A 23,688-nucleotide genomic window follows, 5' to 3' on the forward strand; every position below is an offset into this window, starting at 1 on the left:
GCCGGACCGGGCCGCAAGCGACCGATCCGCGCAGAGCGAGCTTTGGGCTAAACTGTCCGGCGGAACTACCCGACCGGCATTCCCGGCCCGCGGTTCCGCCCAGGCGGCGGACGGCGGGTCCGTCGTGGGGCGGGTCCGTGCAGCGGTCGCGCCGAACCCCGGTGGCGGCCACGTCGATGGCTCGATGCGCCCCCGGGCGGGGCGCACGCAATAGGTGGACCGTGCGCAATTACGACCTGGAATTCCTGAAGAAATTCTCGATGGTGATCGGCTTCCTGATGCTGGTGACCCTCGGCCTGATGATCGCGGCCTACTTCGTCCACAAGCAGCTGCCGCAGGAAGTCGACCCGCGCGCGGCGCAGCGCACCGAGAACCGCATCGCCCCGACCGGCGCGGTCTACGCCGGCGCCACCGGCGCGGCGGCGCAGCAGGCGGCGGTCGCCGCGGCGGCGGCCAAGGCGGCCTCGCAGGTGGCCTACGGCGGCACCCTCGACGGCAAGGTGATCTTCGACAGCCTGTGCGCGGGCTGCCACAAGTCCGGCGCCGGCGGCGCCCCGACCCTGGACGCCTCGCACTGGGCGACGCGCCTGCCCAAGGGCAAGGACACCCTGCACAAGCACGCCATCGAAGGCTTCACCGGCTCGACCGGCATCATGCCGGCCAAGGGCGGCAACCCGGCCCTGACCAACGAACAGGTCAGCGCGACGGTCGACTGGATGCTCGGCAACATCAAGTAAGCCGACGCCTAAGCCGACGCCGCGGCCCGCCGCGCCCGCGCCGATCCGGAAACGCCGCCCTAGGGGCGGCGTTTTTCGTTTCCGGCCCGACGCCCGCGCGCCCCGCACTGGCCGCGGCCGTCGTCCCGCACGCGCCCGACAGGCCCGGCGGCACCCGCGTTGCCGCCACACGGCACACGACGGACCGCAATCGGGCTGCGGATAATGGCCGCTCCCTCCGTCCCGCCGAGTCCGCCATGACGCGTATCCGCCCCGCCCTCGCCTTCGCGCCCTGCCTGCTGCTGGCCGCCTGCGCCAGCGCGCCGCGCGCCGACCGCGACGCGGCGGCGCAGCCGCAAGCGGTGCCGATCGGCTCGCTGCAGGCCGCCGGCGATATCGTCCAGGCGCGCGTGGCCGGCACCGTCACCGCCGCCCTGGCCGGCGCCGACGGCCAGCCAGGCTGGCTGCTGCAGGACGCCGGCGACGGCGACGCCGCCACCTCCGATGCGATCTGGGTGCTCGGCCCGGCCGCGGCGGGCCTGGCGCCGGGCCAGAACGTGCAGGTGACCGGCCGGGTCCATCGCGCCGCGCTGCCGGCCGCCGGCAAGGGCCGCGCCGCCAGCCTGCTGGCGATCGACGCCGAACGGATCGAACCGATGCGCGCGCGGGCGCGGCTGCGCCCGGTCGCGCCGGTCGCGCTGACCGCCGCGCCGGACTGGAACGCGCTCGCCGGCATGCGCGTGCGCATCGACGCGCCGCTGGTCCTGGCCGACCGAGACCGCGAGCGCGGCACCGTCGCGGTCGCCTTCGACGGCCCACTGTGGCAACCGGGCGAACGCGCCATGCCGGGCAGCGAGGCCGCGCGCGCGGTCGCCGCCGACAACCTGCGCCGGCGCCTGACCCTCAGCGGCGAGGCGCTCGGCGACGAGGCTTACCGCGCCCGCAGCGGCAGCGCGGTGAGCGCGGTCGAAGGCATCGCCCTGCCGCGCGGCGACGGCCCCGGCCTGCGCCTGGAACGCGCGCCGGCGCTGCAGCCGGCGCCGCGCCCGCAACAGCCGCCGCGGGTCGACGGCCAGGTCCGCATCGCCGCGTTCAACCTGGAGAACCTGTTCAACGGCGACGGCCGCGGCGGCGGTTTCCCGACCCCGCGCGGCGCGCGCACCGAGGCCGAATTCCACGCCCAGCTGGCCAAGCTGGTCGAGACCATCCACGCCATGAACCCCGACGTGGCCGCGTTGATGGAGCTGGAGAACGACGGTTACGGCCCCGATTCGACCCTGGCGCAACTGGTGGCCGCGCTCGACCGCGCCGATGCCGCCGGCGGCGGCGGCGCCCAGGACTGGCGCTACGCCGCGCCGTGCAAGCAGCCTTGCGCGCTCGCGGTGCGCGGCCCCGGCGACAACGCGATCCGGGTCGGCCTGATCTATCGCGGCCAGCGCGTGGCCGCGCGCGGCCTGGCCGCGACGCTGGAACAGGGCCCGTTCGGCCCGCACTCGCGGGTGCCGCTGGCGCAGGCGTTCCAGGCGCTCGGCGCCGGCGGCGCGCGCGGCCCGGCGTTCGTGGTCGCGGCCAACCACTTCAAGTCCAAGGGCTGCCGCGACGCCGAAGGCGCCGACCGCGACCAGGGCGACGGCGCGGCCTGCTGGAACGCGCTGCGCAGCGATTCGGCGCGGCGCCTGGACGCGTGGCTGAAGACCGACCCGACCCGCAGCGGCGGCGCGCTGACGATGATCGTCGGCGACCTCAACGCCTACGCCCAGGAACAACCGCTGCGCGAGCTGTACGCGGCCGGCTGGCAGGACGCGTTCGCCGCGGCCAAGGTCGCCTCGCCCTACAGCTATGTCTACGACGGCGAACTCGGCCGCCTCGACCATGCCCTGCTCTCGCCGGCGCTGGCCGCGACCCTGCGCGGCGCGGCCGAGTGGCACGTCAACGCCGACGAACCCGACAGCGCCGGCTACCGCAACGGCGGCGCGGGACCGTGGCGCAGCTCCGACCACGATCCGGTGCTGCTCGGCTTCGACTTGCTGCCGCGCTGAGCGCGGGCCGGGATTCGACTCCTTGTGGGAGGGGCTTCAGCCCCGACGCTCTTCGATCCGACGCGACGCGGCGACCTGCGCCGAAAGCATCGGGCCTGAAGGCCCTCCCACCGAGCCGCAGGCATCGAGGCTCGCGCTGGCGATTCGTGCCTGCGCGGTTGTGGGAGGGGGCTTCAGCCCCGACGCTCTTCGATCCGACGCGACACCGCGACCTGCGCCGAAAGCATCGGGCCTGAAGGCCCTCCCACCGAGCTCATGCAATTGTGGGAGGGGCTTCAGCCCCGACGCCTTTCGATCCGATGCGACACACCGCCAGGATCGACGACCTGCGACCTCGGCCTCCCCGCCGTCGCGACGCGCCGATTTGCCCGCCTTGGCCGCCATCGCCGCGCACACGCCGCCGTAACACCCGCCTCGCGCCGCCCCGTATCATGCGCGGCATGAGCATCCCCGCCTTTCCCAGCGATGCGAGCGCCACGCTGACCCTGGCCGGCCCGGCCGGGGCGATCGAGGCCATCGTGGAAGCGCCCGAGGCGCCGGCGCGCCCGATCGTCGCCATCGTCTGCCACCCGCTGCCGACCGAAGGCGGGACCATGCACAACAAGGTCGTGACCATGGCCGCGCGCTCGCTGCGCGAATGCGGCGCGGCCACGGTGCGCTTCAACTTCCGCGGCGTCGGCCACTCCGAGGGCGAGTTCGACCAGGGCGAAGGCGAATGCGACGACCTGCGCGCGGTCGCCGCCTGGGTCCGCGCGCAGCGTCCCGACGCGCAGCTGTGGCTGGCCGGTTTCAGCTTCGGCGCCTACGTCTCGCTGCGCATGGCCGACGAACTGCAGCCCAAGCTGCTGATCTCGATCGCGCCGCCGGCCGGACGCTGGGACTTCGACCGGATCGCGCCGCCGTCGGGCTATCCGTGGATCGTGATCCAGGGCGAGGCCGACGAGATCGTCGATCCCGAAGCGGTTTACGCCTGGATCGCCGGCCTGCGCCAGCCGCCCGAGCTGGTGCGCATGCCCGACACCTCGCATTTCTTCCATCGCCGCCTGATCGACCTGCGCGGCGCGATCAAGAACTCGGTGCGCCCGCACCTGCCGCCCCAGACCGACGCCGACAGCGCCGCGCCGCCCGCCTGACCCAGGACGCTTCCCCCATGCGCCTTTCCCCCCGCCTGGCGCTGCCGCTGGCCGCCGCGCTCGCCGCCGTCGCGCCGCCGGCCGCCGCCGCCGGCATCGACTGCGCCAAGGCCGCCAACCGCAACGAACAAGCCATCTGCGCCGATCCGCTGCTGCGCCAGCGCGACGGCGAACTCGACGACGCCTACGCCGCCGCGCGCAAGGCCAGCGACTACCGCGGCGAACTCAAGAAAGACCAGCAGGCCTGGCTGCGCGAGCGCGACCGCTGCGACGGTCAGGTGCGCTGCCTGCGCATGGCCTACGTCGGCCGCCTGACCGAACTCAAGCCGGCCGCGGTATCGGGCAAGTTCGACTGGAGCGGCGAGTGGACCCGCAGCGACGGCACCGCCACGCTCTCGCTCAAGCCGGCCGGCGAGGACCGCTACGAACTCGAACTGCAGGCCAGTTCCGGCGCCAACACCGGCCTGCTGTCCGGCCGCGCGCGCAAGGCCGGCGACAGCGAGATGACCTTCAAGGGCCAGGGCGACAACGCCCGCTGCGAACTGACCTTCCACCGCTTCCACCGCCAGATCCAGATCGAGCAGCAGCACACCGGCAGCGACTGCGGCGCCGGCGTGGGCGTGTTCTTCAGCGGCCGCTACCTGCCCGGCCTGCCGGCGGCGGTGGCGACCACCCACTGGACCCTGCTCGACCTGGGCGTGGTGCTCAAGCCCGAGGACGACGCGCGCCTGCGCGCCCTGGTCGGCGAGGACTACGACGCGCTGGTCGAGCGCATGGACGTCACCGACACCCGCGCCGACGCCGAGCTCAAGGCCCAGGTCACCAGCGGATACGTGCGCGGGGTGGCGGTGACCATGCGCGCGCTGCTGATCCAGGCCGACGACGGCCGGCAATGGGCGGCGGTGCGCGGCGAAGACAAGCGCGGCCACGCCGAACTGCGCTACTACAGCTCCGATCCGGCCTGGACCGGCAAGCTGCCGACGGCGGTGGACGCGTGGGCCGACGGCTACCAGGAACAGGTGCCGGTGCGGGCGATGTCGGCCGGCGGCCGCGTGCTGGCGCAACCGTGAGCGCCCATCCGCAGGACGGCGCGGCGGCGCGCACGCCGTCGCAGGCCTACGCCGCCGGCGTCGCGCGCGGCGAATGGAGCGACGATCCGGCCCAGCATCCGGCCTTGCGCGAACTCGACCGGATCCAGGCGCAACTGCTCGACGCGCCCGAGCCCGGCCTGTTCGACCGCCTGCGCGGCAAGCCGCGCGAAGGCGTGCGCGGGCTGTACCTGTGGGGCGGCGTCGGCCGCGGCAAGACCTTCCTGATCGATCTGTTCTACGAGCAGTTGCCGATCGCGCAGAAGCGCCGCACCCACTTCCACCGCTTCATGCGCGAGGTCCATGCCCAGCTGCGCGCGCACGCCGGCCAGAGCGACCCGCTGGCCAAGATCGCGCGCGAGTGGCGCGACACGCTGCGGGTGCTGGTGCTGGACGAGTTCTTCGTCATCGACATCGGCGATGCGATGCTGCTCGGGCGCCTGCTCGAGCGCCTGTTCGCCGAGGGCGTGACCCTGGTCACCACCTCCAACATCGACCCGCCCAACCTCTACGCCGACGGCCTGCAGCGCGACCGCTTCAAGCCGGCGATCGAGCAGATCCAGTCCCATTGCCAGGTGCTGCTGCTCGACAGCCAGCGCGATTACCGGCTGCGCGCGCTGACCCGCTCGCCGGTGTACCGCGCGCCGCTGGACGCCGAATCGGACGCCTGGCTGGCCGGACGCTGGAAGGAGCTGTCGGCCGGCTGCGCGCCCGAATCCGGGCCGCTGCGCATCGACGACCGCGACATCGCGGTGCGCGCGCGCGCCGACGGCCACGCCTGGTTCGACTTCGCCGCGCTGTGCGAAGGCCCGCGCGCGGCCAGCGACTACATCGAGATCGCCACCGAGTACCACACCGTGCTGCTCGGCGGCATCCCGCTGTTCGACGGCCGCAACGACGATCCGGCGCGGCGCTTCGTCAACCTGATCGACGAGTTCTACGACCGCCACGTCAATCTGGTGTGCACCGCCGCCGACGCGCCGACCGGGCTGTACCGCGGCGAGCGCCTGACCGGCGCGTTCGAACGCACCGCCTCGCGCCTGATCGAGATGCAGTCGGCCGAGTACCTGGCGCGCGAGCACCGCGGCTAGCCGCCGCGGCCCGTCGCTGCCTGCCGGGCCGCGACCGCGCGCGCCGTCGCCGGTGAAGGCCGCGTGCAGCGATTGCGCCGCTACGCGCGCCGGTTTGCGTTGCGTGCCCGCGCTCGTTCGCCGCGCCAGCGCGCCGCGCCGCGGCGCATTTCGCGCAACCGTGCACAACCGCGACGCCCCGCGCACGCACGAGCCCGCCCGCGACTGAATGCCGCCGCGCCGCCGACGCCGGCGCGGCGCGAGCGGGCCGGCCGCGCGCGCGGCGCGCGCAAAGTTTCGCTGCGCCGCCGCACGAACCGTCGAAAACCCTGTTTTCAAGGGGTTTTTCGCGCGCGGCGACGGCGCGCCCGCGCGCCCGGATCGAGGCCAAACCCCGTACGCGCCAGGGTTTTTTCCGTGCGCGCGGCCGCAACAGGGCGCGCGCGGCTGAAAAACCCGCATTTTTTTACGCCAAAGCTCTTGGCGACGCGGCGGGCTTGCCCTACATTCCGCCTTGCCGAGGGGTTAACCAGGCAACCCATCCATCCAACGCCGTACTACCGGAAAACACTATGGCTACGAAAAAGACCGCTGCAAAGAAGAAGGCCGCGCCGAAGGCCGCCGCCAAGACCGCCGCTCCGAAGCCGATCAAGGAAGTGCTGAGCAAGTCGGGTCTGGTCGCGCACCTGGCCGAAACCACCGGCGTCGTCGCCAAGGACGTGCGCTCGATCCTCGGCGCGCTGGAAGGCGCCGTGCACGCCTCGATCAACAAGAAGGGCGCCGGCGCGTTCACCCTGCCGGGCATCCTGAAGATCACCGCCGTCAGCGTCCCGGCCAAGCCGAAGCGCAAGGGCATCAACCCGTTCACCAAGGAAGAGCAGTGGTTCGCCGCCAAGCCGGCCACCGTCAAGGTGAAGGTGCGCCCGCTCAAGAAGCTCAAGGACGCCGCGCTCTGATCCTGCGGATGCGGCGCGCTTCGGCCCGCCGCATCGGCTGCTTCGCCGGACGCCGCCTTCGGGCGGCGTTCGTGTTTTCGCGGAGCGGCGACCGGAGCGAGGAGCGTCGGGCCTGAAGGCCCTCCCACACGAGCCGACACCGCGGCCGCTCGGGTGGGAGGGCCTTCAGGCCCGATGCTTTTCGGCCAGCGGCCACATTCCAGCCCGCGCCAAAAAATGAATACGATGAAGCCGCGCACGCGCCGCATCTCCGGCGCGACCGCCGTGGCATAGTGCGCGCATTCGCCTTGGAGCTCCGTCGTGGATCCGATCAGCCTGGAAGACTTGGCCTTGCTGGACGTTTTGCAGCGCATCGATCAGGGCCACGCGCCGGGCCACCATTCGCGCGCCCTCAGCGAACGCCTGGTCGAGGCGGCGTTGGCCGAGGCCGGCGAGGACGGCGTGCTGATCCTCACCGACGCGGGCGTGGAGCGTTGCAAGTCGCTGCGCCACCGGGTCGCGGCGGATACCGAAGCCGCGCAGGTGCTCAAGGAGCGCGAGGACGCGGCGCAGGAAACCGATGCGCCCTGACCGCAGCGACTTTGCCTCATCGGCTTTTTCGCCCGCCACGTCTCGCGCGCGTTCCCGATTCCTCTTGTAGCAGCGACCTGTAGGAGCGACGCAAGTCGCGACCGCGCCAGCGCGATAACGACGCGCCTCGCCTACCTGAGCGACCTCGCGGTATCCGCTACTGTCGCGGGATCGCCGTCGCCGTAGTTGCAGTGTCGCGGTCGCGGCTTGCGCCGCTCCTACAGGGAGCGGGCGCGACATTCGCATCGCGGGCTACACAAAGAAACATCTGTGCACGCGCGCGGCTCTTGCCCGCGTCGGATTCGTCCCGATATCCAAGGTTCCGCCGCCACCGCCGTTCGCGCATGACGACGCCGTACGATCGACACCTCGCGCTGTGGAACCTCAGCGCCGACGGAGCGCCCATCCATACCCACAGCAGCGATCTGTTGCCGGTGCGCCATGAAGGCCGTCCGGCGATGCTCAAGATCGCGCGCGAAGCCGAAGAGAAGCGCGGCGGCCTGTTGATGAACTGGTGGGACGGCGACGGCGCCGCGCGCGTCTACGCCGACGACGGCGAGGGCGCGCTGTTGCTCGAACGCGCCTGCGGGCCGCGCTCGCTGGTGCAGATGGCGCGCAACGGCCAGGACGAGGAAGCCACGCGTGTCCTGTGCGGCGCGATCGCGCGGCTGCACGCGCCGCGGCCGCAACCGCCGCCGGACGGACTGGCGGGCTTGCGCGAATGGTTCGCCGACCTGCCCGTGTACGCGGCCAGCCACGGCGGCGTGCTGCGGCGCTGCTGGGAAGTCGCGCAGGAGTTGCTCGACGATCCGCGCGAAGTGGTGCCGCTGCACGGCGACATCCACCACGAGAACGTGCTCGACGCCGGCCCGCAGCGCGGCTGGATCGCCATCGATCCCAAGCGGGTGATGGGCGAGCGCGGATTCGACTACGCCAACCTGTTCACCGATCCCGACGGCGAGACCGCGCTGGCGCCGGGGAATTTCGAGCGCCGGCTGGCGGTGGTGTGCGAACACGCGCGGATCGAGCGGCGGCGGATGCTGCAGTGGATCGTCGCGTTCCAGGGCCTGTCGGCAGCGTGGTTCCTCAGCGATGCCGAGCAGCCGGACAAGGAGTTCGCGATCATCGGCAAGGCCTTGAACGAGTTGGATCGGGTTTGAGGGCGATGGCGACCTGACAGGAAAGCGTCAGGCCTGAAGGCCCTCCCACAACAGCACAAGCACGGGCCAAGCGAGCCCGACGTCGAGTGCTGTTGTGGGAGGGCCTTTGCTGTTGTGGGAGGGCCTTCAGGCCCGATGCTGTCCGCTCAGCTCGCCGGACCCCTCACCGCGCCGCCGCCTCCCACCCGCCGCCCAGCGCCTTGTACAGATTCACCTCCGCCGTCAGCGCGTCGCCCTGCAACTGCAGCGCGGTCAGTTCCGCGTTGAACAGGTTGCGCTGCGCGTCGAGCTCTTCCAGGTACGAGGCATAACCCTCGTTGTAGCGGTTGTGCGCGATCCGCAGCGCTTCGGCCAGCGCCTGTTGCTGTTGCACGGCCTGCTCGCGCTGTTCGCGCAGGTGGGCGATCGCCGCCATCGCGTCCTCGACTTCGGCGAACGCGGTCAGCACGGTCTTCTGATAGCCCAGCACCGCCTGGTCGCGGCGCGCGGCGCTGGCGTGGACGCCGGCGCGCAGGCGGCCGGCGTTGAACAGCGGCGCCAGCACGCTGCCGCCGACGCTCCACACCCGGATCGGATCGCCGTGCAGCAGGCTCGATTCCAGGCTGCCGATCGAACCGGTCAGGCGCAGCGACGGCAGCAGTTGCGCGCGCGCGGCGGCGAGGCTGGCGTCGCTGGCGGCGATCTGCGCCTCGCCCTGGGCGATGTCGGGACGGCGCCGCAGCAGTTGCGAGGGCACGCCGGCCGCCGGCAGCGCGGGCGCGGCGATCTCGGCCAGCGGCCGGCCGCGTTGGATCGGCTGCGGCGCGCGACCGAGCAAGACCGACAGCGCGTCTTCCTGGCGCCGGATCGCCAGCGCCAGCTGCGGCACCACCTGCGCGGTGGCGCGGTATTCGGCCTGGGCCTGGGCCAGTTCCAGGCGCGAGGTGTAGCCGGTGTCGTAACGGCGCTGGGCCAGCTTGAGCGCGTTCTCGCGCGAGGCCAGAGTCCGCCGGGCCACGTCCAGGCGCGCGTCGCTGGCGCGCAGGCCCAGATAACCGGAGGCCACCGCCGCGGCGACGCTCAGGCGCACGCTGTCGGCGCCGGTCTGGCTGGCGAGCAGGTTGGCGCGCGCCGCGTCGGTCAGCGAACCCAGGCGGCCCCACAGATCGACTTCGTACGCCGCCTGGAACTGCGGCTGGCTGACGGTCGACAGATTCGGCCGTCCGGTCGCCGCGCCGACGCTGCGCGCGCGGGTGGCGCTGCCGGCCAAGTCCAGCGTCGGCCACTGCTGCGCGCCCTGCGCGTCGAGCAGCGCGCGCGCTTCGGCCACGCGCGCGGCGGCCAGGCGCAGGTCGGTGTTGTGTTCGAGCGCGGTCTCGACCAACTGCGACAGCGCCGGATCGTTGTAGCCGCGCCACCAGTCGCGCTGCACCGCGATGCCGGCGCCGGGCGCGTCGCGCCACGCCGCGGGCGGCGCGTCCAGCGCCGGCGGCGGGGCGATGGTGACGCAGGCGGCGAGCGCCGCCGTCGCCGCGGCGAGCGCGGCGGTGCGCGCGAGCGTGCGCAGCCGGCTCATCGCGATGGCGTCCCGTGGTTGGCCGCATCGCGCTTCGCGGCGGCGGCATCGGGCGGGCCGGCCGGCGAAGGCGCGCTGTGCGACGAAGCGTTGTTCGCAGGCCCGCCATTCGGAAGCCTGCCGCTCGAAGCCTCGCTGTTCGCAGGCCCGACGCTCGACGTCGGACTCGCCGCCGCACCCGCCGCCGCGCCGTCGTCGGCTTGCAGCGCCGGCACTGAGGCGTCGCGCGCCGCATCCGCGGCCGCGGCCTGTTCGGCGCGATGCACCGCGTCGGCGTCGATCGCGCTCGCGGTATCGACCGTCGCTTCCACCGACATGCCCGGCCGCAGGCGCGCGACCAGCGCGCGCTCGGCCTCGTCGCGGCCGGGTTCGAGCGCGATGCGCACCGGCAGGCGTTGGGCAACCTTGGTGAAGTTGCCGGTGGCGTTGTCGGTCTTGATCACGCTGAATTCCGAACCGGTCGCCGGCGAGAGCCGCTCGACCCGGCCGCGCAGGGTCTTGCCGTCGAGCGCGTCGACCCGGAACCATGCCGCCTGCCCCGGGCGGATGCCGGCGGTCTGCGATTCCTTGAAGTTCGCCACCACCCACACCCGGTGCGGCACCAGCTGCATCAGCTGGGTGCCGGGGGTGACGTACTGGCCCAGGCGCACGCCGATCTCGCCGAGCTGGCCGTCCTGCGGCGCCAGGATGCGGGTGTTGGCCAGGTCGATTTCGGCCAGCTTGAGCGCGGCGCGCGCATTGGCCACCGCCGCGGTCAGCGCGTCGCGGTTGACGATCACCGAGCGCACGTCTTCGTCGGCCGAACGGCGCGCGGCCCGGGCCTGTCCCATCGAGGCCTCGGCCTGGCGCAACGCGGCCAGGGTCTGGTCGCGCTCGCGCTTGGACAGCGAACCGTCGCCGACCAGCGCCTGCGCGCGGCGCATGTCGGCCTGGGCGCGGGCGAGGTTGGCCTGCGCCGCCTTGAGCTGCGCGTCCACGTTCGCCACCGCGGCCTCGCGCACGCGCTGGGCCTGGGTCGAGTTGGACAGGTTGGCTTGCTGCGCGGCGAGGTTGGCCTGGGCCTGGTCCAGGCGCTGGCGGTAGTTGCGCGCGTCGAGTTCGACCAGCACCTGCCCGGCCTTGACCTGCATGTAGTCCTGCACCCGCACCTGGGCGACGTAGCCGTCGACCTTCGGCGCGATCACGGTGACGCTACCGCGCACGTAAGCGTTCTCGGTGGTCTGGCGCGCGCTGGAGAACGGCCACAGCCGCCAGGCGTAGAGGATCACCAGCACCGCCAGCAGCGCGATCAGCAGCGCCGGGATGGTGGCCTTGGATTTGAAGGGCGTCTTCAGGGGCATGGGGCGTCCTTCGGGTCAGGAGCGGGCGGGGGCGGGAGCGGAAGGGGCGGCGGAAGCGGCGGGGTTCGGCGGCGATTGCAGCGCAGGCGGCGTCGCCGCGGCGTCGCGGCCGGGCGCCGGCGCGGGCGCCGCGGCCGGCGGGCCGAACGGGCCGGGCACCTGCGAGGCGAAGCTGACCACGGTGTGGCCACGCCGCCACAGCTGCCACTTCAGCAGCAGCACCCAGGCCAGCACCGCCGCGGCCAGCCACGCCACCGCCAGGAACACGTCGTTGTAGGCCAGCACCCACGATTCGCGCACGACCTGCTGGTTGAACGACGCCAGCCCCTGGTTGCCGCGCGCCGCGGCGTCGCCGAGCACGCGCGCGACCGCGCCGCCGAGTTGCTGGGTGCGCAGCGCCACCTGTGGGTCGGCGAGCGTGGCCTGCTGCATCAGGTGCTGGTAGTGCGCGGTCTGGCGCTGGGCCAGGTAGGTGCCCAGCACCGCCGAGCCGAGCAGGCCGCCGAGCGCGTTGGTGGTGCTGAACAAGACGATGAAGGTGACCAGATTGCGCAGCCCGTCGGCGACCACGCGCACCAGCGCCAGCAGGATCGAGGAGGCCAGGAACATCGACGCCGCCATCGCGATCAGGGTCTGGGTGAGATAGAAATTCTCCGGCCGGGTCAGGTTGGTCGCGTGCGAATCCACGTAGGCGCACACCCCGACGATCGCCACCGCGATCAATCCGAGCAGATCGAAGCGTTGTTTCGGCAGGAACAGCAGCGTCACCACGAACCCGGCCACGGTGCCCAGCAGCACCAGCCAGAACAGCGTGTGCATCTGTTCGTTGAGCAGGCCGAGCACGTTGAGCAGGCCGACCGCGCCGACCGACTGCTCCGACAGCACCATGCGCGACAGCGTGATCGCCAGCCCCAGCCGCACCATGTAGCCGCCGTGCAGCAGCCAGCGCAGGTTGACCATCGGCTTGGAACGGTTGATCTCGACGATCACGAACAAACCCGCGCACACCGCCGCGGCGACCAGGCATTCGCCGAGCCACGGCGTGTCCAGCCACCAGCGCAGCCGGCCCTGGGTCAACACCACGGTGACCAGGGCGATGGCGCTGGCGTAGAGCGGGAAACTGACGATGTCGAGGCCGTCGAACATCGGCTGGCGCGGCACCGGGGTGACCCGCAGCAGGTTGATCGCGGCGAAGCAGGCCAACGCCAGGCCCAGCTCGAACATCACCACGCCGTGCCACTGGCCGTGCAGGAACAGCCCTTCGGCGATGATCCGCGACACCGGCGCGCCGGTCTGCAACGCGGCGAAGCCGAACATCAGGCCGATGACCTTCTTCGGGCCGCTGAAGACCTCTGCCATGTACAGCACGGTCAGCGAGCTCAGCGGCGCGGCGGCGATGCCGAGCGCGGCGCGCGCGGCGATCGCCGAGCTGAGGTCGTTGGCGACCAGGTGCACCACCGCGGCGACCACGAACAGGCCGATGGCGAGGTCGGCGAACAGGCGCAGGCCGTAGTGCAGGCGGAACTTGGTCAGCAGCAGGCTGGCCGGGATGTTGGTGGCGAAGTAGGCGGTCAGCAGCCACGCGCCCTCGGCCGTGGTCGCGCCGAGCGCGCCCTGCACCTGCGGCAGGTTGGACGCGACCAGGTTCATGCCCAGGCTTTGGGTCAGCCCGAGCAGCAGCGAGATCGCCACGAACGCGGCCATGCGCCAGCGCGGCATCGGCGCCGGCGCGGCCGGCGGGCCGGCCGGCGGGGGTGGCGGCGCAGCGCCGGTGCCTGCATCCGAGCCGGGCGCGCGCGGCGCGGCGGTGGGAGCGCCCGGCGCGCGCGTGGCGAGCGCGCCGGGCGTGTTGGCGGCGGACGTGTTGGCGACGGAGCTATTGACGGCAGGCGCCTCGATGGCGGGCGCGCTCGCCGCCATCGGCGCGGACGCGGCCGGCGCGGACGACCCAGGCGCGCGCGCGGACGCGGCCCGTGGCCCGGACACGGGTCGCGCGGACGCGGCAGGCGACGAAGACGGCGCGGCGGCGCCCGGAACGGAAGAGTCGGACAAGGACAAGGCGGTGGCGGCGGTGCTGGCCATGTGCAGGCGCGCGGCTCCCGCTGGCGTTGGCGTTGCGATGGATGAGTAGGCAACAGCGGGCGGTCAACGATCAAGCGCGCGCGAGGCGGCTGGGCTGTCCGTTCGAGTCGCTTTCCCCTGCCCGCGTATGTTGCGATTCCTGCGTCGCGGGGATGTGACGGACTGCGCGGGACGGCTATCCTGCCGCTGCGATGCATGCAGCCGCGCCACATGCGGCACGGCGCCGGCCGGCGCCAGACAAGCGCGAGAAGCGCGAGAAGCGAGGACGCGATGGACCAGGACGATCCGTATCGGCATACCTCCGTCGCGGACCGGGTGCCGAACCCTTATGGCGAACGCGACGGACGCGGCCCCGAGGGGCTCGGCGGCTGGCTGATCGCGGTCGCCGCGATCCTGGGCCTGTCGGCGGCGTTCGCGATTCTCAGCCTGGGCTTGGCCGTGTTCGGTAGCGGCTTGTCCGGCGACTTGTCGCCCGAGTATCTGGGCTACATGCGCGCGCGGGTCGCCGTCGATGCGCTGCTGCTGCCGCTCGCCCTCGCCGCGCTGACGCTGTTCTGGCGCAAGTCGCGGTGGTTCCCGCGCACGTTCGTCGCCTGGGCGGCGGTGGCCGCGTTCGGCAAGGGCGTCCGGCCGTGGATGATGGCCATGACCGGCGACGTCAGCCTGGTCATGGCCCTGGCGACACCGTTGCTGTGGGCGCTGCTCTGGTACGGCCCGTGGATCGTTTACATCCTGCGCTCCCGGCGGGTCCGCAACACCTTCGCCGCGCGCCGCTGACAGTCGCCGCATGGATGCGCCGCGACGCGCGATGGCGCTATCGTGGCGGCCGCGCCCGCCGCCGGGTTCCGGGGAGGAACCGTCCGCGCCGCGCACAGGGGACCCGCCATGCACGACCAAGATCCGTACCGCCGCGAACCCGCGCCGCCCGCCGCGCGCGGTGCGCTGCGGCTCGGCGACGAACCGCTGCGGTTCGGCACCGACCGCAGCGAACGCAACCGCGGCGCGGTCGGCCGCGGCGGCTGGCTGATCGGCGTGGCGATCATGATGGTGTGGTCGCTGCTGTTCGCCATGGCCAACGCCGGCGGCATGGCCGCGCTGCTGGCATCGACCGAGGTGGCCTCGGCGATGGACGGGGCCAAGGCCGGCGCCTTGCGCTTCTATCTCGCGGTCAGCGCCGCGATGTTCGCGTTGAACCTCGTCGCCCTGGTGCTGTTCGCGATCAAGTCGCCGTGGTTCCCGCGCGTCTACCTCGCCTGGCTCGGCATCGATCTGGTCCTGGTATCGATCGCGACCGGCCTGCTGTCCCAGGCCAGCGGCGACGGCTTCGCCGGCGTCGCCGCGGCGGCGCTGGTCGGCCGGGTGCTGTTCTGGAACGGCCCGTGGATGGCCTACGCGGTCATGTCCGAACGGGTGAGGAACACCTTCGCGCCCCGACGCGCCTGAGCGCGGCCGCAGGTTGGTCCCGCGCGCCTGCGTGACTTCCGCCACGCAGGCCCGGCGCGCGCGCTGCCTATAGTGCTCGGCCCTCGCTCCGCATCCGTAAGGACACGCCATGCACGCTCCGCGTCCCCTCGCCGCCACGCTGGCTCTGGCTCTGGCTCTGGCCAGCTTCGCGACGGTCGCCGCGCCCGCTTCGCCCATCGCGGCGGCGACGCCGGCAGCGCCGGCAGCGCTGGAAGCCGGCACCGACGCGATCTTCGCGCGCTGGAACCGCGGCGACAGCCCCGGCTGCGGCGTCGCGGTGTTCCGCGACGGCGCGATCGCGTTCCAGAAAGGCTACGGCCAGGCCAACCTGGAGCTGTCCGCGCCGATCGGCGCGGACACGGTGTTCGACATCGGCTCGACGTCCAAGCAGTTCACCGCCGCCGCGCTGCTGTTGCTGGAGCGCGACGGCAAGCTCTCGCTCGACGACGACGTGCGCAAGTACGTGCCCGAGCTGCCCGACTACGGCCAGACCATCACCCTGCGCCAGCTGCTGCAGCACACCAGCGGCCTGCGCGACTACCTCGACGTGCAGTTGCTGGCCGGCGTCGCCTACGACGACTACAGCAGCGACCGCCAGACCCTGGACCTGCTGGCGAAGCAGAAGGCGCTGAACTTCGCCCCGGGCAGCGAGTTCGTCTACAGCAACACCGGCTATTTCCTCGCCGCCGAGATCGTGAAGCGGGTCGCCGGCAAACCGCTGGCGCAGTTCGCGCATGAGCGCATCTTCGCGCCACTGGGCATGCGCGACACCCTGTTCCGCGACGACCACACCCTGCCGGTACGCGGCCGCGCCAGCGCCTACACGCGCGCCGGGGGCGCGGCCGGCGAGGCGCCGGACGGCATCGCCCGCTTCCGCATCGACATGCCGAACTGGGACCAGGTCGGCGACGGCGCGGTGCTGACCACGCTGGCCGACCTGCAGCGCTGGGACGAGAACTTCTACCGCCCCGTGGTCGGCGACGCCGACTTCCTCGCCCGCCTGCAGCAGCCGGGCCGGCTCGCCGACGGCACGCGGCTGGACTACGCGTTGGGCCTGTTTGTCGATAGCCACCGCGGGCTCAAGACGGTTTCCCACGACGGCGCCTGGGGCGGCTACCGCGCCCAGCTGCTGCGCTTCCCGGAGCGGCACCTGTCGGTGGCGACGCTGTGCAACCTGGATTCGACCGACCCGGAGAGCCTCGCCCTGCGCGTCGCCGACCTGTGGCTGGGCCTGCCGCCCGAACCGGCGGCCCGACGCGCCCCGCGCCCGACCGTGAACACGGCGCCCGCCGCGATGCAGCGCTGGGCCGGGGTGTACCGCAATCCCGCCACCGGCAGCCTGCGCCGGATCGAATGGGACGAGGGCGCGCTGTCGCTGCACGCCTTCGGCGACACCTATCCGATGCGGCCGGTCGGCAAGGACGAGTTCGAGGTCGACGACGCCCCGGTGGCCGCGCTGTCGTTCCGCGACCCCGGCCGCGGCCGGCCGCGCGTCGCGGTGCAGCTGGCCGACGGCAAGCGCACCGAGTTCCCCGAGCTGCAAGTGGCCCAGCCCGACGCCGCCGCACTGGCCGCCTACGCCGGCGACTACCGCTGCGACGAACTCGGCCGCGACTATCGCTTCAGCGCGATCGACGGCGCCCTGCATCGGGCCGACGCGTGCAGCGGGCCGGCGCGGCTGCAGCCGCTGGAACGCGACCGCTTCCTGCTGGGTTCGCTGAACTTCCGCTTCCAGCGCGATGCGGCCGGCGCGATCGACGGGGTGTCGATGGACGTGGGCCGCGTGCGCGACCTGCGTTGCCAGCGCCGCTGACGCTCGCGATCAAAGACTCATCGCGCCGGAAACCGCAGCCGCGGCTGTCGTGGGAGGGGCTTCAGCCCCGATGCTCTTGTGCCAAGTCGCGCGGATCCGAGCCGAAAGTGTCGGGCCTGAAGGCCCTCCCACACCGCTCCTTCAACCCAGCGCCGCCCGGCGCCGCCGCAGCGCCAGCACCGCGTACACCGCCACCAACGCCAACAGCGATACCGCGATCGCCAGCCACTGCGCCGCGCTCATCGTCGCCAACACCGCCGCCATCACCGCCACCGCCAGCAGCGGCATCGGCCAGGCGCCGCCGGGCAGGCGGAACGGCTCGCCGGGGCCGCGCAGGTCGCGCGCCTGCGCACGCCACGCGGCGACCGCGACCGCGGCGAACAGCAGGCAGATCGCGCCGCCGGAAATCAGCGCCAGGGTCTCGAAGTTGCCGATCAGCGCCAGCGCCAGGGCGATACCGGCATGGGCCAGCAGCGCGGTGCGCGGGACGTGGTGGCGCGCATCGACGCGGCCGAACGCGGCCGGCAGGTAGCCGTCGCGGCCCAGCGCGAACAACAGCCGCGACGACGAAAACAGATTGCCCATCAGGAATCCGGCCATCGACACCGCGGCGGTGGCCAGCAGCGCGCCGTGCGCCGGCGCCCACAACGCGCCGGCGGCGTCGGCCACCGGCGCGCCGCTGCCGGCCAGGCGCGCGCCGAGCAAGCCCTGGCAGGCGAGCTGGATGCCGATGTACAGCAGCACCACCAGCACGATCGCCGACAAGGTCGCGCGCGGCACGTGGCGGGCAGGATCGCGCACCTCGCCGGTCGGCACCAGCGCGGTCTCCATGCCCGAGTAGGCGAACACCACCAGCACCATCGACGAGCCCAATGCGCTCCACGGCAACGCGCTCCACGGCAACGCGCTCCAAGACAGCGTGCTCCACGACGGCCATGCGCCGGCACCGACCTGGTTCCAGTCCACGAACAGCAAACCGACGCTGGCCAGCAGGAACAGCGGCGCCAGCTTGAGCGTGGCCAGCAGCACGATCGCGCGCGCGCCCAGCTTCACCCCGAACGCATTGAGCGCGAACACCGCGGCGTACGCCGCGGCGATGAACCCCGCGCGCGGCAACGGCTCGCGCAGCGCCGCCCAGGCGTTGCCGGCCTGCTCGGCCAGGGCCGCGGCGACGCCGGCGCTGGAGGAAGCGTTGCACACCCACATCAGCGCGCCGGCGAGGAACCCGGCGAACGGCCCGAACGCCGCGCCGACGAAGGTGTACGGCCCGCCGGTGGCGGCCGCGCGGCTGCCGATCGCGGCGAAGCACAGCGCGATCGGCACGATCGCCATCGCCCCGGCCACGAACACCAGCGGCGCGCCCGCGCCGAGCCGCCCGTACAACAGCGCCGGCAGCATGAAGATGCCGGCGCCGACGATGATGTTGACGATGGACGCGCCGAGCTGGAACGGGCCGAGCGCGCGCACCAGCGCGGCGTCGCCGTGCAGCGCTTTCGACGCGGCGGGTGCTACGGCGGACACGGCATCGTTCATGACGGCTCCCCAGCGATCCGCCGCAGCCTCGCACGCGGCGCGGGGAAATGCGAGGGATCTGCGTCGCAGCCTTGTTCCCGCTCGCCGGCAACCACGCGATCTGCCTGTAGGAGCGGCGCGAGCCGCGACCGCGACACCGCGCTTGAGTCGCAACCGGCCGCCCCGCGGTCGCAGCTTGCGCAGCTCCTACAGTCGCTGCGTTGTGGCATTGGCTGCGGCGGAAATTCGCGCCAACCGCTACTCCCACGTCTGCGCGCGCAGGAAATCCACGAACACCCGCAGCTTCATCGGCAATTGCTTGCGCGCCGGGTAATAGACGTGGAACCCCGGAAACGGCGGCTGCCACGGCGACAACACTTCGATCAGCCGGCCTTCGCGCAGGTCGGCGCGCGCCGACGGCTCGAACACCTGCGCCAGCCCCAGCCCCGCGCGCGCGGCCGAAAGGATGTGCGAGCCTTCGTTGAGGATCAGCCGGCCCTGCACTTCCACGTCGAAATCGCGGCCGTCGCGGCTGAACTCGTACGGGTACAGGCGCCGCGCGCCGGGCAGGCGCAGGCGGATGCAGTCGTGCCCGGCCAGGTCCTGCGGCGTCGCCGGCCGCGGATGGCGTTCGAAGTACGCCGGCGCGCCGACGATCACCTGCCGCTGCGGCCCGCCGAACGGCACCGCGACCATGTCGCGGGCCAGGCTTTCGCCGAGGCGGATGCCGGCGTCGAAGCCTTCGCCGACCAGGTCGGCCAGGGTGTCGTCGGCGAACAGTTCCACTTCCAGTTCCGGATACAGCGCCATGAACGCCGGCAGCTTCGGCTCGATCATGATCCGCAGCGCGGTGCGGCCGACGTTGATGCGCAGCCGGCCGGTGGGACGGTGGCGGACTTCGTCGAGGTCGTCGAACGCGGCCTGGATCTGCGCCAGCCCGGGCTGGATGCGCTCGAGGAAGCGCGCGCCGTGCTCGGTCAGCGCGACCTGGCGCGTGGTGCGGTTGAGCAGGCGCACGCCGAGCTTGGTTTCCAGTGCGCGCACGCTCTGCGACAGGGCCGAGGGCGACACCTCCAGTTCGGCCGCGGCGCGGGTGAAGCTGCCGAAGTGGGCGACTCGGGCGAAGCCGAGCACCGCGGGCAAGGGATGGGCGGCGATGGCGGCGGCTCCGGCGGGACCTGCCGGCGATTATGAAGAAAATCTTCATGACGCATGTGGACTAGTCCGGTTTTTCGCGCAATCGCGCAGGCCTACAGTGCCCGCACGCCCTCCCCGGGCGCCGCGGCGGCGCCCCCGCCCACCGCGCTTCGTCTCTCCCCCCGATCACGGAGAACTCCCGCAATGACTACGCTTCCGACCCGCCGCCTCGGCCGCAACGGCCCCACCGTGTCCGCGCTCGGCCTGGGCTGCATGGGCATGAGCTTCGCCTACGGCGCCGCCGACCAGGACGAATCGCTGGCCACGCTGGAACGCGCCCTGGAGCGCGGCATGACCTTCCTAGACACCGCCGACATCTACGGCCCGCACGCCAACGAGGAGCTGCTCGGCGGCTTCCTGCAGGGCCGGCGCGACCAGGTGTTCCTGGCGACCAAGTTCGGCTTCGTGACCGATCCGGCCAACCCCGGCGCGCGCACCGTCAGCGGCCGCCCCGAGTACGTGCGCAGCGCGGTCGAGGGCAGCCTCAAGCGCCTGCGCACCGACCGCATCGACCTGTACTACCAGCACCGGGTCGATCCGAACGTGCCGATCGAGGACACCGTCGGCGCGATGGCCGAGCTGGTGGCGCAGGGCAAGGTGCGTTACCTCGGCCTGTCGGAACCCTCCGCGCAGACCCTGGAACGCGCCCAGGCGGTGCATCCGATCACCGCGGTGCAGAGCGAATACTCGCTGTGGACCCGCGACCCGGAGAACAACGGCGTGCTGGCCACGTGCGAACGGTTGGGCGTGGGCTTCGTCCCGTACAGCCCGCTCGGCCGCGGCTTCCTGACCGGGGCGATCACCGACACCGGCAGCCTCAGCCGCGACGACTTCCGCCTGAGCACGCCGCGCTTCCAGGGCGACAACTTCGCCCGCAACCTCGAACTGGCGCAGCAGGCCAAGGACCTCGCGGCGAGCAAGGGCTGCACGCCGGCGCAGCTGGCGCTGGCCTGGGTGCTGGCGCAGGGCGAGCACATCGTGCCGATCCCCGGCACCAAGCGGCGCAAGTACCTCGACGACAACCTCGGCGCGGTCGAGGTGACGCTGACGGCCGACGATCTGGCCCGCCTGGACGCGGTGTTCGCCCCCGGCGCGGCCGCGGGCGAGCGCTACACCGAAGCGGGCATGGCGATGATCGGTCGCTGAGCCGCGCGCGCGGGACGCGGCGGCGACGCCGCGTCCTGCTTTTTATGCGGGCCGCGGTTGCGGCGCGACCGGTCGCTGCGCGGTCGCGACTCGCGTCGCTCCTACAGGGCGCGATGCCGCAACGCAGCGACTGTAGGAGCGACGCAAGTCGCGACCGCGACACCTCATCTACGACGAACGCGGCCATCGAACGACACCGCGGCGACGCTTCACTGCGTCACCACCGATACCGCACCGACGCCGTCACCGTGCGCGGATAGCCGTAGTAGCACCACGTCGCGCTGTTGCACACCGCGATGTATTCCTTGTCGCTCAGGTTGCTGGCGTTGAGCTGGAACCGCCACGCGTCCAGGTCGTAGCGCACCGAGGCGTCGAACAGGGTGTACGAGGGCGTCTTCCACTGGTTGTAGGTATCGCCGTAGTGATCGCCGGTGTAGCGCACGCCCGCGCCGAAGCCCAGCCCCGACAGCGCGCCGTAGCCGATGCTGTAGTCCGCGCCCAGCGAGGCGACGTTGCGCGGCTGCAGCGCGATCTGCTTGCCCAGCGCGCCGGCGTCGTTGGTCTTGGTGACTTCCGAATCGGTGTAGGTGTAGGCGCCGTACACGCTCAGGCCGTTGGCGAAGTTCCAGCGCCCTTCCAGCTCGGCGCCGCGCACCCGAGTCTCGCCCTGCTGGACCGAAAACAGGGTGTGGACGGGATCGACGGTGAGGGTGTTCTTCTGCCTGATCTCGTACGCGGCGAAGGTCAGCAGCGCGCGGCCGTGGGCGGGCTGGAACTTCAGGCCGGCCTCGATCTGCTCGCCGGTGGTCGGCACGAACGAGCGGCCGGCGAAATCGGCGCCCACGGTCGGTTCGAACGACTGCGACCAGGCCACATACGGCGCCCAGCCCGAATCGAACAGATAGTTCACGCCCAGGCGCCCGGAGAACTTGCTGTCGTTCTGGCGCTCGCGCGCGACCGGCGTGGCCAGCAGGTTGTCGGTGCGCGTGCGCACCCGGTCCTGGCGGCCGGCGGCGGAGATCACCCAGCGGTCGATGCGGATCTGGTCCTGCACGTACACGCCGAACTGCTGCTGCACCTTGTCGGTGCGCGAGGTGTAGGCCGGCTTGACGATCGGCGCGCCGTAGACCGGATTGAAGATGTCCAGCGACGGCGCGCCGAACGCGAACGCCGAGCTGTAGTCGCTTTCCAGGCGGCGGTAGTCGACGCCGGCGAGCACGGTGTGGTCCCAGGCGCCGCCGCCGAACTTCCATTCGACGTTGTTGTCGACCGCGAACGACTTGGAGGTTTCTTCCAGCGGGAAGTAATAGCGCGCCAGCGTGCGCTGGTCGTCCTGCAGGCCGAACGCGCCGACGCCGGCGTCGTGGTCGACATCGACCTTGCCGTAGCGCAGGTTCTGGCGGAAGGTCACCGCGTCGCTGAGGCGATGGCTGAACTCGTAGCCCAGCGAGCGCATGGTCTTGACGTAGTCGTTCCAGCCCGGCTCGCCGGTGTAGCGCTCGCGCGGGATCTTGCCGTGCGGATTCGGCAGCAGGGTGCCGGCCGCGGGCAGGAAGCCGCCGCCCTGGGCGGTGTCGGCCTTCTGCCAGCGCGCCAGCACGGTCAGTTCGGTGTCCTCGCTCGGCTTCCAGGTCAGCGCGGGGGCGAAGAAGTAGCGGTCGTCCTTGACGTAGTCGACGACGTTGTCGCTGTTGCGCGCCAGGCCGGTGAGCCGGTAGCTCAGCGTGCCGCCGGCGCCGAGCGGGCCGCCGAAGTCGAACGCGGCCTGGCGCAGGTCGTAGTTGCCGAGGGTCACTTCGACTTCGCGCAGCGCCTCGTCGGTGGGCCGCTTGCTGACCATGTTGACCAGGCCGCCCGGCGGCATCGCGCCGTAGGCCACCGACGACGGGCCCTTGAGCACGTCCAGCCGCTCCAGGCCGTAAGGCTCGATGCGGGTACCGCCGGTCCATACGCCGTCGGTCAGGGTCAGCCCGTCCATGTAGCGCGCCGGGCTGAAGCCGCGCACCAGCAGCCAGTCGCTGCGGGTGTCCTGGCCGTAGCCGCCGCCCTGGGCGCCGGCGGTGTACCACACCGCTTCCTCGACGCCCTGGATGCCGCGCTCGCGCATCTGCTGGGCGGTGATCACCGACACCGACTGCGGCACCTCGATCAGCGGGGTGTCGGTCTTGGTCACGGTCTGGCTGCGCTTGGCGATCGGCGCCTGGACCTGGACGTTGTCGAGGGTGGTGGGATCGGCGGGCGCCGGTTGCGCGGCCGCGGCGAAGGCGGCCAAGGCCAGCGGCAGGCCCGGCAAGGCCGCGCGGACCGCACGCGGCAAACGCGCGCGGCAAGGAGTGGAGACGGCACGGGAGAAAGGCATCGATAGCGGCCTGAGGACGGGAAAGGAGGGAGCGCCGACCGTTCCTTGGCGCGACAGCGCAAGCGGGTCGGCCGCGCCAGGGTTGGCGCCCGCCCGCTGTAAACAATAATGATTCTCAATTGTAGGCGGGGGCAGGCGCGCCGGCAATGCCGGGGCCGGCGCGGCGCCGCGGTCGGGGCCCGGCCCGGCGCGGCCGGACTCGGCCCGGGAAGCGCCCGGTGCCGGCGCATCGGCCGGCCTGTGCGGCCTGGCGGCCTGGGCCGGCCGCCTTCAGCCGCGCGTCGCGACCCTTGCATCGGATCCGTGTGGACGTGGCGCCCTTCGTCGCGCGCCACGCCTCGGCTCCCGCATCGAATCCGTGCCGGCCGTGCGACGCCCGTGCGCCGGATCGGTCCCCACCGGACCCGATTGACGCCCGCACCGGCATTGATGACGATTCGCCCGGACGGCGCGGCCGCCGCAACCGCGGCGCGGCCGACAGCGTTCGC

Annotated in this window: 22 protein-coding genes and 1 pseudogene; 14 read left to right on the forward strand and 9 right to left on the reverse strand. The window is 72.4% G+C overall.

Going from position 1 to position 23,688, the window contains the following annotated elements; genetic code table 11:
* Window positions 1–221: 221 nt before the first annotated feature.
* Both RDV84_RS06510 and RDV84_RS06515 read left to right on the forward strand, forming a co-directional pair.
* Window positions 222–737: a c-type cytochrome gene (locus RDV84_RS06510; RefSeq protein ID WP_057949800.1), complete on the forward strand. Its 516-nt coding sequence runs from the start codon at window positions 222–224 to the stop codon at window positions 735–737.
* A gap of 236 nt (window positions 738–973) precedes the next feature.
* A complete protein-coding gene (locus tag RDV84_RS06515; RefSeq protein WP_309152832.1) occupies window positions 974–2,755 on the forward strand; it encodes an ExeM/NucH family extracellular endonuclease in 1,782 nt (593 codons plus the stop codon).
* A gap of 36 nt (window positions 2,756–2,791) precedes the next feature.
* Here RDV84_RS06515 and RDV84_RS25945 read toward each other — a convergent pair whose 3' ends face one another.
* Both RDV84_RS25945 and RDV84_RS25950 read right to left on the reverse strand, forming a co-directional pair.
* Window positions 2,792–2,866: a DUF6053 domain-containing protein gene (locus RDV84_RS25945; protein ID WP_425606442.1), complete on the reverse strand. Its 75-nt coding sequence runs from the start codon at window positions 2,864–2,866 to the stop codon at window positions 2,792–2,794.
* Window positions 2,867–2,928: 62 nt separating this feature from the next.
* Window positions 2,929–3,012 (reverse strand): DUF6053 domain-containing protein, encoded by an 84-nt coding sequence (locus RDV84_RS25950; protein ID WP_425606441.1) that lies wholly within the window; start codon window positions 3,010–3,012, stop codon window positions 2,929–2,931.
* 183 nt (window positions 3,013–3,195) lie between these two features.
* On the opposite strand from RDV84_RS25950, the gene RDV84_RS06520 reads away from it, so the two are divergent.
* The 7 genes and pseudogenes from RDV84_RS06520 (at window position 3,196) to RDV84_RS06545 (ending at window position 8,732) form a co-directional block, all read left to right on the forward strand.
* Entirely contained in the window at window positions 3,196–3,888 is a 693-nt protein-coding gene (locus RDV84_RS06520; RefSeq protein WP_309152833.1) for an alpha/beta hydrolase, read from the forward strand.
* A gap of 17 nt (window positions 3,889–3,905) precedes the next feature.
* Window positions 3,906–4,958, forward strand: a complete 1,053-nt coding sequence (locus RDV84_RS06525) for a lysozyme inhibitor LprI family protein (protein ID WP_309152834.1) — start codon at window positions 3,906–3,908, stop codon at window positions 4,956–4,958.
* Entirely contained in the window at window positions 4,955–6,067 is a 1,113-nt protein-coding gene (gene zapE, locus RDV84_RS06530) for a cell division protein ZapE (protein WP_309152835.1), read from the forward strand. The genes RDV84_RS06525 and zapE overlap by 4 nt, the downstream gene beginning before the upstream one ends.
* 551 nt (window positions 6,068–6,618) lie before the next feature.
* On the forward strand, window positions 6,619–7,002 hold the full coding sequence (locus tag RDV84_RS06535; protein ID WP_057949797.1) for an HU family DNA-binding protein: 384 nt from the start codon (window positions 6,619–6,621) through the stop codon (window positions 7,000–7,002).
* A gap of 75 nt (window positions 7,003–7,077) precedes the next feature.
* Window positions 7,078–7,275: pseudogene (locus tag RDV84_RS25955) on the forward strand (DUF6053 domain-containing protein); the annotation flags it as partial.
* A 27-nt stretch (window positions 7,276–7,302) separates the two neighbouring features.
* Window positions 7,303–7,572 (forward strand): hypothetical protein, encoded by a 270-nt coding sequence (locus tag RDV84_RS06540; RefSeq protein ID WP_057949796.1) that lies wholly within the window; start codon window positions 7,303–7,305, stop codon window positions 7,570–7,572.
* Window positions 7,573–7,916: 344 nt separating this feature from the next.
* Window positions 7,917–8,732, forward strand: coding sequence for an aminoglycoside phosphotransferase family protein (locus RDV84_RS06545; RefSeq protein ID WP_057949795.1), 816 nt, complete (start codon window positions 7,917–7,919; stop codon window positions 8,730–8,732).
* A gap of 163 nt (window positions 8,733–8,895) precedes the next feature.
* Here the strand turns inward: RDV84_RS06545 and RDV84_RS06550 are convergent, their stop codons facing one another.
* The 3 genes from RDV84_RS06550 to RDV84_RS06560 are packed head-to-tail and all read right to left on the reverse strand — an operon-like array spanning window position 8,896 to window position 13,331.
* Window positions 8,896–10,287 (reverse strand): efflux transporter outer membrane subunit, encoded by a 1,392-nt coding sequence (locus tag RDV84_RS06550; protein WP_309152836.1) that lies wholly within the window; start codon window positions 10,285–10,287, stop codon window positions 8,896–8,898.
* Window positions 10,284–11,627, reverse strand: a complete 1,344-nt coding sequence (locus RDV84_RS06555) for an HlyD family secretion protein (RefSeq protein WP_309152837.1) — start codon at window positions 11,625–11,627, stop codon at window positions 10,284–10,286. The genes RDV84_RS06550 and RDV84_RS06555 overlap by 4 nt, the downstream gene beginning before the upstream one ends.
* A 15-nt stretch (window positions 11,628–11,642) precedes the next feature.
* The gene (locus RDV84_RS06560; RefSeq protein WP_309152838.1) at window positions 11,643–13,331 is read right to left on the reverse strand and encodes an efflux MFS transporter permease; all 1,689 of its coding nucleotides are present in this window, start codon (window positions 13,329–13,331) and stop codon (window positions 11,643–11,645) included.
* On the opposite strand from RDV84_RS06560, the gene RDV84_RS06565 reads away from it, so the two are divergent.
* The 4 genes from RDV84_RS06565 to RDV84_RS06580 all read left to right on the forward strand — a co-directional run bounded on the left by RDV84_RS06565 (window position 13,330) and on the right by RDV84_RS06580 (window position 16,986).
* A complete protein-coding gene (locus RDV84_RS06565; protein ID WP_309152839.1) occupies window positions 13,330–13,758 on the forward strand; it encodes a hypothetical protein in 429 nt (142 codons plus the stop codon). The genes RDV84_RS06560 and RDV84_RS06565 overlap by 2 nt on opposite strands.
* A 221-nt stretch (window positions 13,759–13,979) precedes the next feature.
* Window positions 13,980–14,486: a DUF2569 family protein gene (locus tag RDV84_RS06570; RefSeq protein WP_309152840.1), complete on the forward strand. Its 507-nt coding sequence runs from the start codon at window positions 13,980–13,982 to the stop codon at window positions 14,484–14,486.
* Between the two features lie 108 nt (window positions 14,487–14,594).
* Window positions 14,595–15,152: a DUF2569 family protein gene (locus RDV84_RS06575; RefSeq protein WP_309152841.1), complete on the forward strand. Its 558-nt coding sequence runs from the start codon at window positions 14,595–14,597 to the stop codon at window positions 15,150–15,152.
* A 109-nt stretch (window positions 15,153–15,261) separates the two neighbouring features.
* Window positions 15,262–16,986 carry a serine hydrolase gene (locus RDV84_RS06580; protein WP_309152842.1) on the forward strand — a complete coding sequence of 575 codons (1,725 nt, stop codon included), beginning with the start codon at window positions 15,262–15,264 and terminating at the stop codon, window positions 16,984–16,986.
* Between the two features lie 9 nt (window positions 16,987–16,995).
* Here the strand turns inward: RDV84_RS06580 and RDV84_RS25960 are convergent, their stop codons facing one another.
* From RDV84_RS25960 to RDV84_RS06590, 3 genes are all read right to left on the reverse strand, one after another.
* Window positions 16,996–17,118, reverse strand: coding sequence for a DUF6053 domain-containing protein (locus tag RDV84_RS25960; RefSeq protein ID WP_425606297.1), 123 nt, complete (start codon window positions 17,116–17,118; stop codon window positions 16,996–16,998).
* Window positions 17,119–17,127: 9 nt separating this feature from the next.
* Window positions 17,128–18,519: an APC family permease gene (locus RDV84_RS06585; RefSeq protein WP_309152843.1), complete on the reverse strand. Its 1,392-nt coding sequence runs from the start codon at window positions 18,517–18,519 to the stop codon at window positions 17,128–17,130.
* Between the two features lie 237 nt (window positions 18,520–18,756).
* Entirely contained in the window at window positions 18,757–19,632 is an 876-nt protein-coding gene (locus RDV84_RS06590; protein WP_309153700.1) for a LysR family transcriptional regulator, read from the reverse strand.
* A 207-nt stretch (window positions 19,633–19,839) separates the two neighbouring features.
* Between RDV84_RS06590 and RDV84_RS06595 the strand changes: the two genes are divergently transcribed.
* Window positions 19,840–20,841: an aldo/keto reductase gene (locus tag RDV84_RS06595; protein WP_057949785.1), complete on the forward strand. Its 1,002-nt coding sequence runs from the start codon at window positions 19,840–19,842 to the stop codon at window positions 20,839–20,841.
* Window positions 20,842–21,058: 217 nt separating this feature from the next.
* Here RDV84_RS06595 and RDV84_RS06600 read toward each other — a convergent pair whose 3' ends face one another.
* The gene (locus RDV84_RS06600; protein WP_309152844.1) at window positions 21,059–23,200 is read right to left on the reverse strand and encodes a TonB-dependent siderophore receptor; all 2,142 of its coding nucleotides are present in this window, start codon (window positions 23,198–23,200) and stop codon (window positions 21,059–21,061) included.
* Between the last annotated feature and the right edge of the window lie 488 nt (window positions 23,201–23,688).

Source organism: Lysobacter yananisis, from assembly GCF_031199375.1.
Classification (GTDB): Bacteria; Pseudomonadota; Gammaproteobacteria; order Xanthomonadales; family Xanthomonadaceae; genus Lysobacter; species Lysobacter yananisis.